Source organism: Rhodoblastus acidophilus (assembly GCF_900187365.1).
In the GTDB taxonomy this organism is placed as follows: domain Bacteria; phylum Pseudomonadota; class Alphaproteobacteria; order Rhizobiales; family Beijerinckiaceae; genus Rhodoblastus; species Rhodoblastus acidophilus.
In genome coordinates this window covers 1-11,744 of the sequence record NZ_FYDG01000037.1, presented here as the reverse complement: position 1 = coordinate 11,744, position 11,744 = coordinate 1, and the positions used below count along the sequence as shown (strand labels likewise).

General features: G+C 61.5%; 14 protein-coding genes and 1 pseudogene. 3 read left to right on the top strand and 12 right to left on the bottom strand.

What is annotated here, in order from left to right; all coding sequences use genetic code 11:
* Positions 1-242: 242 nt before the first annotated feature.
* Entirely contained in the window at positions 243-938 is a 696-nt protein-coding gene (gene istB / locus CFB24_RS21500; RefSeq protein ID WP_088522666.1) for an IS21-like element helper ATPase IstB, read from the bottom strand.
* 141 nt (positions 939-1,079) lie between these two features.
* Between istB and CFB24_RS21495 the strand changes: the two are divergent.
* Positions 1,080-1,544: pseudogene (locus tag CFB24_RS21495) on the top strand (integrase); the annotation flags it as partial.
* Positions 1,545-1,560: 16 nt separating this feature from the next.
* On the opposite strand, the gene CFB24_RS21490 reads toward CFB24_RS21495, so the two are convergent.
* On the bottom strand, positions 1,561-1,911 hold the full coding sequence (locus CFB24_RS21490; RefSeq protein ID WP_088522665.1) for a hypothetical protein: 351 nt from the start codon (positions 1,909-1,911) through the stop codon (positions 1,561-1,563).
* A gap of 215 nt (positions 1,912-2,126) precedes the next feature.
* Here CFB24_RS21490 and CFB24_RS21485 point away from each other — a divergent pair, with 215 nt between their 5' ends.
* Positions 2,127-2,336, top strand: a complete 210-nt coding sequence (locus CFB24_RS21485; protein ID WP_088522664.1) for a hypothetical protein — start codon at positions 2,127-2,129, stop codon at positions 2,334-2,336.
* A gap of 3 nt (positions 2,337-2,339) precedes the next feature.
* On the opposite strand, the gene CFB24_RS21480 is transcribed toward CFB24_RS21485, so the two are convergent.
* The 10 genes from CFB24_RS21480 to CFB24_RS22865 form a co-directional block, all read right to left on the bottom strand.
* Entirely contained in the window at positions 2,340-3,053 is a 714-nt protein-coding gene (locus CFB24_RS21480) for a TerC family protein (protein WP_088522663.1), read from the bottom strand.
* 140 nt (positions 3,054-3,193) lie between these two features.
* On the bottom strand, positions 3,194-3,772 hold the full coding sequence (locus tag CFB24_RS21475; RefSeq protein ID WP_088522667.1) for a TerD family protein: 579 nt from the start codon (positions 3,770-3,772) through the stop codon (positions 3,194-3,196).
* Between the two features lie 99 nt (positions 3,773-3,871).
* Positions 3,872-4,333 (bottom strand): tellurite resistance TerB family protein, encoded by a 462-nt coding sequence (locus tag CFB24_RS21470; RefSeq protein WP_088522662.1) that lies wholly within the window; start codon positions 4,331-4,333, stop codon positions 3,872-3,874.
* 21 nt (positions 4,334-4,354) lie between these two features.
* The gene (locus CFB24_RS21465; protein ID WP_088522661.1) at positions 4,355-5,539 is read right to left on the bottom strand and encodes a TerD family protein; all 1,185 of its coding nucleotides are present in this window, start codon (positions 5,537-5,539) and stop codon (positions 4,355-4,357) included.
* Positions 5,540-5,558: 19 nt separating this feature from the next.
* Positions 5,559-6,152: a TerD family protein gene (locus tag CFB24_RS21460; RefSeq protein ID WP_088522660.1), complete on the bottom strand. Its 594-nt coding sequence runs from the start codon at positions 6,150-6,152 to the stop codon at positions 5,559-5,561.
* Between the two features lie 144 nt (positions 6,153-6,296).
* On the bottom strand, positions 6,297-7,244 hold the full coding sequence (locus CFB24_RS21455; protein WP_088522659.1) for an HpcH/HpaI aldolase/citrate lyase family protein: 948 nt from the start codon (positions 7,242-7,244) through the stop codon (positions 6,297-6,299).
* A gap of 28 nt (positions 7,245-7,272) precedes the next feature.
* Positions 7,273-8,367: a cysteine protease StiP domain-containing protein gene (locus tag CFB24_RS21450; protein ID WP_088522658.1), complete on the bottom strand. Its 1,095-nt coding sequence runs from the start codon at positions 8,365-8,367 to the stop codon at positions 7,273-7,275.
* Positions 8,368-8,372: 5 nt separating this feature from the next.
* Positions 8,373-9,137 (bottom strand): HAD family hydrolase, encoded by a 765-nt coding sequence (locus tag CFB24_RS21445; protein WP_088522657.1) that lies wholly within the window; start codon positions 9,135-9,137, stop codon positions 8,373-8,375.
* On the bottom strand, positions 9,134-10,243 hold the full coding sequence (locus CFB24_RS21440) for a phosphoribosyltransferase domain-containing protein (RefSeq protein WP_088522656.1): 1,110 nt from the start codon (positions 10,241-10,243) through the stop codon (positions 9,134-9,136). The genes CFB24_RS21445 and CFB24_RS21440 overlap by 4 nt, the downstream gene beginning before the upstream one ends.
* Before the next feature lie 253 nt (positions 10,244-10,496).
* The gene (locus tag CFB24_RS22865) at positions 10,497-11,147 is read right to left on the bottom strand and encodes a hypothetical protein (RefSeq protein WP_141098562.1); all 651 of its coding nucleotides are present in this window, start codon (positions 11,145-11,147) and stop codon (positions 10,497-10,499) included.
* 106 nt (positions 11,148-11,253) lie between these two features.
* On the opposite strand from CFB24_RS22865, the gene CFB24_RS21435 reads away from it, so the two are divergent.
* Positions 11,254-11,445: a hypothetical protein gene (locus CFB24_RS21435; protein ID WP_088522655.1), complete on the top strand. Its 192-nt coding sequence runs from the start codon at positions 11,254-11,256 to the stop codon at positions 11,443-11,445.
* The last annotated feature ends 299 nt before the right edge of the window (positions 11,446-11,744 follow it).

Genomic DNA, 11,744 nt, shown 5'->3' with positions numbered 1-11,744 from the left:
TCGCCTTCGAGCTTGCGGTCGAGGAACGAGTTCACCCGGTCGTCGATGTCTTCACAGAGCTTCGACACCTGGCTTTTCGAGATGCCCGACATGCCTGTCGATTCCTGCGAAGGCGCCCGGCAATTACGAGATAATGGCGCCCATCGATTCCTGGATGATGCCGCCTCCCGGTAACGGGATGATGGCGCCCGGGTGGTGGGGCATGCTGGCTTAGGTTTTTTGGCGCCTGGAACGGCGCCTGGTCAAGAGGTGATCGCGCTCTTGGCGCGAGCGCGCCGCAGGCTTTCTCCGGTCAGTTCGATGCGATGTGCGTTGTGGACGAGGCGATCCATGATCGCGTCCGCGTAAGTGGGATCGCCGACAATTTCATGCCAGCGATCCACCGGAAGCTGAGACGTGACGAGCGTGGACTTGCGCCCGTAGCGCTCTTCGAGGATTTCCAGCAGATCGTGCCGCGCCGCGGCGTCGAGCGGTTCCAGGCCCCAGTCGTCCAGAACCAGAAGATCGGCGCGCCCGAGCGATCGCAGCAATCTGGCATGGCGTCCGTCGCCGCGCGCGAGGGCGAGTTCCTCGAACAGCCGAGGGACCCGCTGATACAGGACGGAGCGGTTATCCCGGCAGGCCTTGTGGCCAAGCGCCGAAGCAATCCAACTCTTTCCGACCCCTGTTGGCCCGACCAGGGCCAGGTTGTCGTGGGCGTCGATCCAGTCGCCCTGGATGAGTTTTTGCATCATGGCGCGATCGAGGCCGCGCGGGCTTCGATAGCCGTTGCGCTGCGTCGTGCGCCCGTCCGAACGCTCGTAGCGTCCGGCGCCGATCAGGTTGTCGACGTCGAAGTCCATCAGTTTCTGCAACACCGCCTCGGCGAGGTCCTTCAGCAGGTCCTCCCCGCCGCGCTCGCGCAGTTGATGAAGAAATGCCATTGTGTCGTCGGTCATTGTGTCCTCGTGTCGGTGGGGTCAAGCTTCAGCAACTCGACCATAACCGAAGAGGGCGCGATGACCGCCCCGGCAAAGCCGCCGGCCTCCGCTAAGCGGAGCTCCGCCCGCCGGCTCACTCAGAAAATCTCCACCACGTTCGTGGACGCTACCGCCAAGCCGAAACTGTCCACTGAAGACCGCCGCGCACTGGAACTGGACACGCTCGCCGCCATCCTGCCGATGGACCGCCGCGACGTGCTCGCGACCCTCCTGACCGACGACGACGTCGCCACGCTCAAACATCTCGCCAACGAAGGCATAGGCGACAACAGTTTGCGCGCCCTCGCATCCGATCTCGCCTATCTCGAAGCTTGGTCGTTGGCGGCGACCGGCGGCCCCCTGACTTGGCCGGCGCCGGAAGCGCTGGCGTTGAAATTTGTCGCCCATCATCTGTGGGACCCGGAAAAGCGCGAGGCCGACGCGGCGCACGGCATGCCCGCCGAAGTTGAGGAGGTTTTGCGCGCGAAGGGACACTTGCGCAGTTTCGGACCGCACGCGCCGGCGACCGTCAAACGCCGACTCGCCCATTGGGGCACGCTGCACCGCTGGCGCGGCTTGGATGGCCGTGGTAGTTGGTGCTTTACAGCCGACGCGTCGTATCGAGCATGAGCGCCTGCAGCCAGGATGCGGTCGACGTCGCCGTCAGCCCCTCACTGGTCATTTCCTGCTGTTGCTCGGACGTAAGCGTGACCGAAGGCGACTGCACGCCGATGGCGAGGCTCGCGACGCCGCGCGCGAGCGACATGCGGGCGTTGTAGGCGCGCCGCTTGGCGAGCGCCTCACCGCCATCCGCCATTACGGCCTGCTCGCCAGCGCGGGGCGCGCCGGCAACATTGAGCGCATCCGCGCGCTGCTTGCGGTCGAAGAGCCCTCGCCGCAACAACAGCCTGAAGCGGATGGGGCTGTTGGCGCCGCTGACCGCCGTGTTCAAATCCCCATAGCGAGCCTCGCGGAAACCGGAGCCCTTCCGGCCCGCGGTTTCCTCCTACGGAGGCTTTCGGGCGCCGGCCCCGCGCCGGCGACACGATCACGCGTGTGGGGGCCGGCGACCGAAACCCTTCACGACTGGGTCATCAAGCCGTGATCTTCGCTGTAAAACGCCAAGTTGAAGGTTCGTCGACCGAGTCCGGCTCAAACGCGTCATTCATGCTTTTCTTGGAACGGCCGGAGCGGCGCATTCAACGGACCTTCCCGGTCTTGGTCGAACGCGCAATCATGACCGATACGCGACTTTCCATTCCGCGACTGAACGTTGTGCGATGTTTTCGCGGCCATTCGCTGCTCAAGGCTCGTGCGACTCACAACGAGGCCGCCCGCGAGAGTGTCGCGGGCGATCCCGAGCAGCGCCGCGATTAACCGTCAGACGGCGTCGCCGGTCTTGGCCCGCATGGACATGCGAGAAAGGATGAAGCCGCAGCCGACGACGATGACGGCGCCGACGACAGCAGCGCCATAGTGGATGGCGTCACCGTAGTTGTGAGCCTCGCTGAACGTGTGAACTACGCCGGCGACATATGGGTCGGTGACGATCATTTCCCCGGCGATCCAGCCGAGCAACGCGCCGCCGAACCAGATCAGGATCGGGTAGCGCTGGATGAACTTGGTGATGAGCGATGCGCCAATGACGACGAAGGGGATCGAAATCAGCAGGCCGATTACGAACAGCGGAATGTGGCCTTTCGACGCGGCGGCGACGGCGACGACATTGTCGAGGCTCATGACGACGTCCGCGATAGCGATGGTTCGCACCGCGCCGAACAGGCTTTCCGAAGCCTTGATCTCGTTTTCGTCTTCTTCTTCAGCCTTGACGAGATTGATCGCGATCCAAAGCAGCATCAGGCCGCCGAAGATACGCAGATAGGGAATTGCGAGCAGATAGGTGATGATCGTCGCGAAAATAATGCGCAGCACGACGGCGGTCGCCGCGCCCAGACGGATGCCGAGCTTCTGCTTGCCGGCGGGCAGCGAGCGGCAGGCGAGCGCAATGACGACGGCGTTGTCGCCGGACAGGAGAATATCGATCCAGATGATTTCGAGCAGTGAGATGACGAACGTGGTGCTGAAATAGTCCATGGGGCGGTCATATCCTTAGGGGTCGGTTCGTCAGAGCGTTTCACAGGGATGCATGCGTTCGTCACGCGGCGGTCTTGTGTTCATCGCGAAAACGAAAAGATCGGCGTTCCGGGTTTCACGCCCCGGAACGCCTGATGGCGTCAGCCGGCGGCGACGCCGAACTGCTGACACATGGCCGCGAGGCCGCCGGCGTAGCCCTGGCCGACGGCGCGGAACTTCCATTCCGCGCCGTTGCGGTAGAGTTCGCCGAACACCATCGCGGTTTCCGTCGAATAATCTTCCGACAGGTCGTAGCGGACGACCTCGGCATTGGTGTCCTGGTTGACCAGGCGGATGAAGGCGCCGCCGACCTGGCCGAAGCTCTGCTTGCGGGCGGCCGCTTCGTGGATGGTCACGGTGATGACGATCTTGGCGACGTCGGCGGGAACGCCGGGAAGGTTGACCTTGACGGTTTCGTCGTCGCCTTCGCCGGCGCCGGAGCGGTTGTCGCCAGCGTGCTCGACGGAGCCGTCGGAGGACTTCTTCTGGTTGTAGAAGATGAAGTCCTTTTCCGAGCGCACCTTGCCGGCTTCGGTGAGCAGGAAGACCGAGGCGTCCAGGTCGAATTCGGCGCCGTCGGTCGCGCGCGGATCCCAGCCGAGGCCGAGCAGGACTTTCTGGAGATTCGGATCGGTCTTGGTGAGCGAAATATTTCCGCCCTTTTGAAGGCTGATGGCCATTGGTTTCAATTCCTTGTTGCTGACGCCCATCCGCACGGGCTTTGAAGTGGCGTTGGAAAACTGACCGGCGCCGCGCGGATTCGGCGTCGGATTAGGGAGTCAAAGACCGAATTCGCTCGGGTTCAGGCCGAGTTCGTCGCAGATCGAGCGCACAATGGCCTTTTCGCTGTCGTCAAAGGTTCCGTCCGAGGCGCCGATGACGCAGCACACGCGCACCATGGTGCGCGCGGCCGCCGCATTGCTCTTCAGGCGGCCGATGACTTTCAGCGCTTCAATCTTGCCGATGTCGGCGTCGAATTCAAACTTCGCCGTGATCTGGTTAAAAACGGCGATCACATCCTCGACCTTGAACACCTTGAGTTCGTCGGAGGCCTGGATGAAGCCGAGCATCTTCTTCTTTTCTTCTGACGAGATACTTCCGTCAGCGGAGGCGACGAGGGCGCAACCGGCGACGGTCGCTTCCAGGAACTCGCGGTTCTTGAACTTGGCGACTTCGTCCCGGAACTTCTTGCTCGCTTCGGAGGCCTTGTCCTTGGCTGTCTTGATCCAGTCTTCGAGCATGCGATTGGTCCTTTTTGAAGTTTAATCCTTGGAGCCTGCGACCCAGCGCAACCCCCAATTGAAGGCGCTGTCCATTTCGGCATGGCCGCTGAAGTAACGAACCTCTCGCGACACGCGCATTTCGCCGCCGATATTCTCGATCAGTGCGACCGCGCACATGTTCTTGCGGGAGTCTCCCTCTTCGAGGCGGATTTCGACCGGCGGCGATTTTGGCGCATGGAGGGTGATTCTGGCGTCGGTCGCCGCCCAGTTGGGCGCGCCTTCGTAAATGAAGGCGAAAAGCAGCAACCGTTTGATGTCATTCCAGCGCGCGCCGTTGACGCGCAGCCACTCGCCCTCGGTGACCGCGCCGGAGCGATCATCGCCGGAAAGCTCAATATAAGGCGCGGAGCCGAAGGAGCCGAGCATGTCGCCGAGCGCCTGCACCCCGCTTTTCGTGCCGTCGCGGAGTTCGTAGAGGCAGCCGAGATCGAGATCGATCGAGCGGGAGCCGCCGAAAAAGCCGCGTTTCACCGGAGCGGCGCTCCAGTTGAGATTGATCTTGATCTCGCCGAAGGCGCCATCCTTCTTGGTGAGATCGATCTTTGGCTGGGCCTTCGAAAGCGTGATTTTCGACAAGGAGACGGCTGGCGCCGGGGCGGGCGCGGAAGTCGGAGCAGGCGCCGCCGGGGGCGGGGCGGGATCGTCCGCGATGACAATGCCAAAACTTTCGGCAAGAGGTTTCAGCCCCCCCGCGAAACCCTGGCCGACAGCGCGAATTTTCCATGCGCCGGCGCGGCGGTAGATTTCGCCGAGGATCATCGAGGTTTCGATGGCGCCTTCGATCGGGACCGGAAACACGATCGGGTCGGCGCCGTCGATTCTGAGCGCGACGGACGCGGCTTTGGCGAAGGTCGGGCGATCGGCGCCGGCGCCGGGGACGGTCGCGGCGAAGGCGATGCGCTGGACCCGCGCCGGGGTGGCGGCGAGGTTCAGCGCGAACACGGTTTCCGTATCGCTGGCGGAGTCGAGAAGAACCGAGCCATCTCCCGACTGGCGCTGGCCGTAAAACACCATGTCGGGGTCGCCGGACACCTTGCCGTTTTCCCCCAGCACATAGGCGGAAACGTCGATGTCGCCGATGATCGCGCCACGCCCGATCTGGATGCGCACCACCGGCGTCTGCGTGGCGAGAGGGGCGTTGGCGCCTTTCTGGAGGATGGGCATGACGATGCTCCGAAGGGCGTCAGATCGCCGCGAGAGCGGCGGGAATCAGATCCTGCACGGTCTGTCCGCTGGTCGGCGCGCCGACGGCTTTCATGCTCCAGGGGCCTTGACGCCGCGTGATCACCGCCATGATCACGCCGTTGTGGGCGCCCTTTTCGGCAAGATTGAAGCGCACGAGTTCCTTGTTGCAGGTGTCGTCGACAACGCGGCAGACGGCGTTGTCGACCTCGTTGAAAGTCTGGCCGCGAAAGCTGTTCACGGTGAAGACAAGCGTGTCGATATGCGCCGGCAGTCGCGAGAGGTCGACGAAAATGGTTTCGTCGTCGCCGTCGCCTTCACCGGTCTGGTTGTCGCCGGAATGCTGGATCGATCCGTCTTTCGAGCGCAACTGCCGGAACCAGACCACGTCGATCGCCTGATTGTTGGCGTCGAACACGATGCAGGAGGCGTCAAGATCAATGGAGTCAGCCGCGCCGCCGCCGAACAGCGACGAGAGAAAGCCGCCGGACTTCTTGGCGGCCGCGTCCCATCCCAGGCCCATGCGGATTCGGGAGAGGCCGTTGGACGTTTTGCTGAGATCGACGGTTTGGCCTTTGGCGAGCGAAATTGACATGGTCGTCCTTGTGGTTGCGGGCAAGATATAGGGCGTGTTTCGTCAATGGCTAGGTCTCGGCAGGCTAAGTGCAGCTAAATGACGTTAGGAAAATGACACTTGCCGCATTCCATGAAAAATCCCGGGAATGCGCCTAAATTTGCGTTAACGCGCCATCGGAGCCGCCCGCGAGGCAATATATCCGGTTTCCGAAGCCTCGTCGCGCACGCCCAGATTGTCAGATCGGGCGAGGATGCGTTCGGCCCATTTGGCGTGGGTTGCGGGTTCGCACATGGCGCCGTTCAACTGAAAAACGGCCGGCGCGTTTGGCGCCAGGATGGCGCGCGCGGCGTCCACATCGGCTTCGGTAGGCTGAAAAGCCTGGGCGATGGGTTCGATCTGGCTGGGATGGATCGCCGTCTTGCCGACGAAACCGTGGGCGGCGTCGCGGCGCAGTTCATCGGCAAAGGTGAGGGGGTCGTCCAGGCGTTCGAACACCGGCGCGGTCAGCGCAAAGCCGGCGCAGGCGGCGCGCACGGCGAGGTTCGACAGGATGGGGCCAAGCGGGCCATCGTATAGGGTAAGACCGCGTTCGCGCCGCAACCCAAGCAGCGCCATCAGGTCGTTGCCGCCGATGCGCAAAGCGAGAATGCGGTCTTTACCGAGTGCGTCGATTTCGCGCAGAAAACCTTTCGTCTCCTCCGCATCCAGGAATTCCGGCGTCTCGAGCGTGGGCATCAGCAGCAGCTCGCCGCGTTCGACGGCCCTGAACCAGGGCGCGACATGGTCGGGTCGGCATTTCGGCGCGACGAAACCATCGATACAGCCAATGTCGGGCATCGCGGCGATGGCCGCGGCCATTGCGATGGAACGTGGCCGCACGAACAGCAACGGCCGGTCGCCGGTCGCGCGGCGCGCGAGGGAAAGGCGCTCCAGCAAGCCAGCGAGATTGGCGAGGCCGATGGCGACGTGATGTTCGGCGAGCGCGTCTTCAAGGCAGAGGACGAGAGAGCGCAGGCCTGGCAACTTGTATCCCGTCGCGATTTCGAAGATGTCGGGACGGATGACGGGCATGTAGAGCGTGGCGCCGAGCGCGTGGGGCGAGATAGCCATGGGGAAAGTCCCTGCAAATCGAATGTTGTCAGGATACGGACTTGATCAAGGTGACCGCGCGATAGGGCGCGACGCCACATGGCAATGGTTCGACGGGAACGTTGGCGCTCCCGGCGAGGTGGATGAGCGCGGCGAGATCGGAATCCTCGGGGTCGTCGACGAAGACGCGTTCGGGGACGCGGCGCAGGATGGCGCGCGTGGCTTCGGCGATGCCTGGTTTGATCCGATTGGGGTTGCTGACGCCATGGCGGACGGCGATCGCGTCGATGACGGCGGCGGCGCGGCGATTGAGCGACGTCCGATGCTCGATCGGCCAGACGGCGGCGGGCGTCGCGGCGAGCGCGGCCTCGACCTGAGGCCAGACGGCGTCAATGAAGTCTTGCGTGCGGTCGTGGGGCTTGAGGTGGCCCCAGACCATGCAGCCGTGAAATTCGCCGGGGCTGACGACATCGTCGTTGAGAATGGACCGGCTGATCAGTCCGGAGACAGTGGCGCCGAGAATGCCGGAGGGAATGAGCCAGTCGTCGCCGCTGGCGGAAAGCCAGGCGCGGCCGCAGGGATCGGCGACGACGACTAGGCGCGGCGCGATCTCGGGACGGGTTCGCGCGAGGGTCCGTTCGAGTTCGCTGGCTATGGCGCCCTTGCCGGTCCATCCATCGACGAAGAACAGTCCCGAGGGGGGGCGGCGGCAAAGGATATGGTCGAGCGCGGCCTGATCCATGCCCCGGTCGCGGATGACGGAAATGCCGAAATGGGCGACATCGACGTCGAGACGTTTCAAGGCGCGCGTCAGGAGAACGCCGATCGGCGCGCCGGCGCGGACAAGGCTGGCGAGCGTGACCGCCTCAGTTGCGCTTGCCTGCAAGGCTTTCGCCACAGCGGCGATGTCGCGTCCCAGGCGCGGCGCGCCATTTCGCAAGGCGGCGGCGAAAATGGCTTCGTAGGCCGAAGTCGGCTTTTGTTCGAAACCGATCATCTCCGAGTAGTGACGGACGCCGCTTTGGATCAGGCGCTCCTTTTCGGGGACGTCGGTCGGCCGGATCGTCACCGGTTTGAGCAGGAAGGCGATGTCGGCGGCATCGTAAGATCCGTGCAGCGCGGGCGTGCTTGCGGCGGTGGGCATGAGGGCTATCCTCTATCGGCGCTGTCGGCGAGCGATTGTTCGAGCGTTGTTGCGATCTGACTGCGCGCGGGCGCGCCCCAGAGATCGCAGAGCGAAAGAAAGCCAAAGTCGCTTTCGCTGTCGCCAAAGCCGAGAATTGGTCGCGCCGGATTCTCGTCCTTGGCCCGTTCGATCAGGTGGGCGACCGCGCGCGCCTTGGAGACCACGCCGGGAATGAAGGCGAGGTTGTTGCCGTTGCGGTGAATTGTCCAGTCGGGCGGAGGGGGGGCGGCTTTTGCGAGGCTGGGCAAGCCAGCGCCGGTCGCATCGGCGTTGTCCTTGAACACGACATAGATCGAGAGACCATCCTCAGTGACGATCCATGAGCGAATGTCGAGGTTCAGCCCTGTGGCGGCGGCGCGACAGTCGGCGAGACAGCGTTCAAGGCTTGCCGCCATTGGGGCGAGATCCCGGGACATAACGGCGGTCCATTCGGCGTCGGGCGAACCGTCGGGTCGCGTCAGTACGCCGCCATTGGCCAGAACGGCGCCACACGCGAAGGGAAGATGGACATTTCTGAAAGCGTCGGAGCCTCGGGCCGTGACGGGGATCACGTCGGCGCTGGCGAGCATCCATTCGATCACCGCCTTTTGCGGCCTTGTCATGAACGAGTGGTTGTCGTTGCGCGCGGTGGTCGCCTGGGTGAGATGAGCGGTTTCGGCGACGGGACACTTTTGCCGCGTTTGAAACAGCGTGTCGTCGAGATCGACGAAGACCAACGGGCGGATCATGCGAGATCACCGTTGGCGCGGATCTCCGTCTTGGGGCCGAGCCCGCGGATCAGGGCGGGGTCGATGGCGCCAGAGGGCGTTTCAACGCAAAGGATGATGCGGTCGTAGCTACCGGGATCGACATTGTAGAGGAAATTGGCAATGCCGAGGCCGTAATTGTCCTTGAAGGCGAACGCGGTTTCGATGGCATGACCGGTCGCGATCGGCGACCGCGTGATGGAGGAAAATTTGACGCGAGCCCCGGCGGCCTCGAGCGCTTCTGCGAGCAGGAAGGGCGGCCAGACATATTCGCCGGAACCCAGCACCAGAATTTTTTCGCCAGCTGTCGTGGTCGCGACGCGCGGAACAACGTGCGTTCTGACGCCGAGGCGGCCCCAGTCGCGTTGGACGGAGGGTGCGTGCGGGCTGCGGCCGGTCACGTCGACATGCGGCATTTCCGGGATGAGCGCCGCGGGATGGGGGGTCCAGTTGTAACGGCCGGAGAGCAGCGAGACGTTCGTGGAGTTTTCCGACAGGGAACGGGCGGCGTCGCCGTTCGACCAGTCGGTGAGCGTTGCCAGCACGACGCGCTCGACCCGGGCGAGTCCGGCGTCGATCAGGGCGCTGTGCAGATTTGCGATCGTGCGTCCCGTGGTGATTTCGTCATCGACCAGGATCAGGGTTCGAGCGTTCTGGACGAGATCGGAGATTTGTCCGCTTGAGGGGCGGTGTATCAAATGGCTCGTGGCGTGGCTGTGGTCCTCGCTGAAACGGGTGAGCAGCGGCGTCCCGAGGTCGCATCGCGTCGTGGCGAGAAAGACGGCGTCATCGCGGCCGGAAGCCGTGACATAGGAATCGTGGATGCCAGCGCCAAGGCCGATCGCGGTTTCGGCCATGCCGACGACTAGGACAGGTCCGAGAAGATCGCCGGGGATCATGTTTGCGAGCGTTCGGTAGGTTTCGCGCATGACGGACGGCGCGACCGGAATATGGCGACCGAGGACACGCGAGACGAAAAGGAACGACCGTTTTGGGTTGCGTCGCTGCGCGACGCCGAAAAGGAATTCCGGGGCGAATATGGAGTTTTCAATGCGAGTGTGAATGCGCCCGGCCGGGAGGTCGGTCACGAATTCCTGGCTTGGGGGCGCGCGATTGCAAGCGGCGGGGGTTGAGCAGGTTTCGAGAGATGCTGCGAGGGCGGCTTCGGCATTCTTGTGGAGGACCACTGGGAAATTCCTCGAAAACAGCTGACGACGATTCGCCACGCGGTGGCGAAATCAAGGGATTGTGGACACATCAAACCAAAGGTCATGATACTGATTGCGATCAGGCTGTCGAATGGGAATCACAAAAGTCGGAATCAGATCAGGATGTCTGGAATTAGACGTAATCACCCTCGCCAGAATACTCAGAATCACTAAAACGCCTATATCCAGAAATAAGACTAATAAGCTGGTCCCTGCGCAGCTTGTCCGAGAAGGTGATTGCTCTAGAGCCGAAATCTCCATGAATGATAAGGGTTTTTCCAGCTTGCCTATTATATGTCTGTATTCTATTTAATGTAAGAATCTCCCTTGATGCGGGAATGATCGCGTTCATTATAACATTGAAGCTAAATGACCTTAGAACTCCGTCAGTTGGAAAATTTAGCGTTGCGTCATCAGAATCAATAACGACGCCGATTAGGCCGCTAGCGAAAGCCGATGCAGTTCGCCATGCTGTCAATATATATATAAAAGCAATCACGGCAATCGTAGATGATAATATCGCATCACTATAATGCTGATCTATATATATTTGATGAAATGAATAAGTAACAATTATTATAATTGTTACTATCGACAACCCAGGAATAATCCTGTTAAAAGCGCGTGTTATATCAACTATTCGAACAACGTTCTTATTATTAATAAACGATCTCTTCAACATAAGATATTTAAATATAGCGACAATTAAAAACGGCAGTAGAATTACAATCGCAATAAATGATGCAATCGCTGTTGATCCAGCGTCTTGTTTCTTTGTGGCCACAGATGAAACTCCCGGATTGAAATTTGTGAAACACCTAAAACTTAACGATGTATTTTAGTCATCGATCGGTCAATCGCGCGCACGGAATGCGAGGCGCTTTCGAGCTATGTTCTACGACATGTCCGATGACGGCCAGATGGCGTTCACGGACTTCGGCATCGAGAACCTGCTCGACCTCATCAAAATCCACAAGGACGAAACGAACGCAGAGGAAGCGCCTGGATCGGCGCGCTTGCAGCATCTCTTACGCGACAGTTCGGCTCGAACGCGTCATTCAAGCTTCTCGAGCAACGGCTGAAGCATTGTCTTCAGCGGACGTTCCCGGCTTCTTAAGAATGTGTCATCATGACGCTGGCGGCAAAATCCCTACCCGGCATAATCGATGATGCCAGACGCGCCGCCACCGGGAGCTCATCCTATCCGTCTGTCCATCGGCGAGTGAGAACGCCGTTCTCATCTTCTGCATCGTGTCCTTGCGTCCAATTGCGCCACGCTGCCCAGCGCCGATCTCCGAAGCCGGCGCTTGATCAATCTCGTTTCGAGACTTGGGCTAATTGATTTGCGAACAGAGAAAAGAATTTCCTGTCTGCGGCGAAT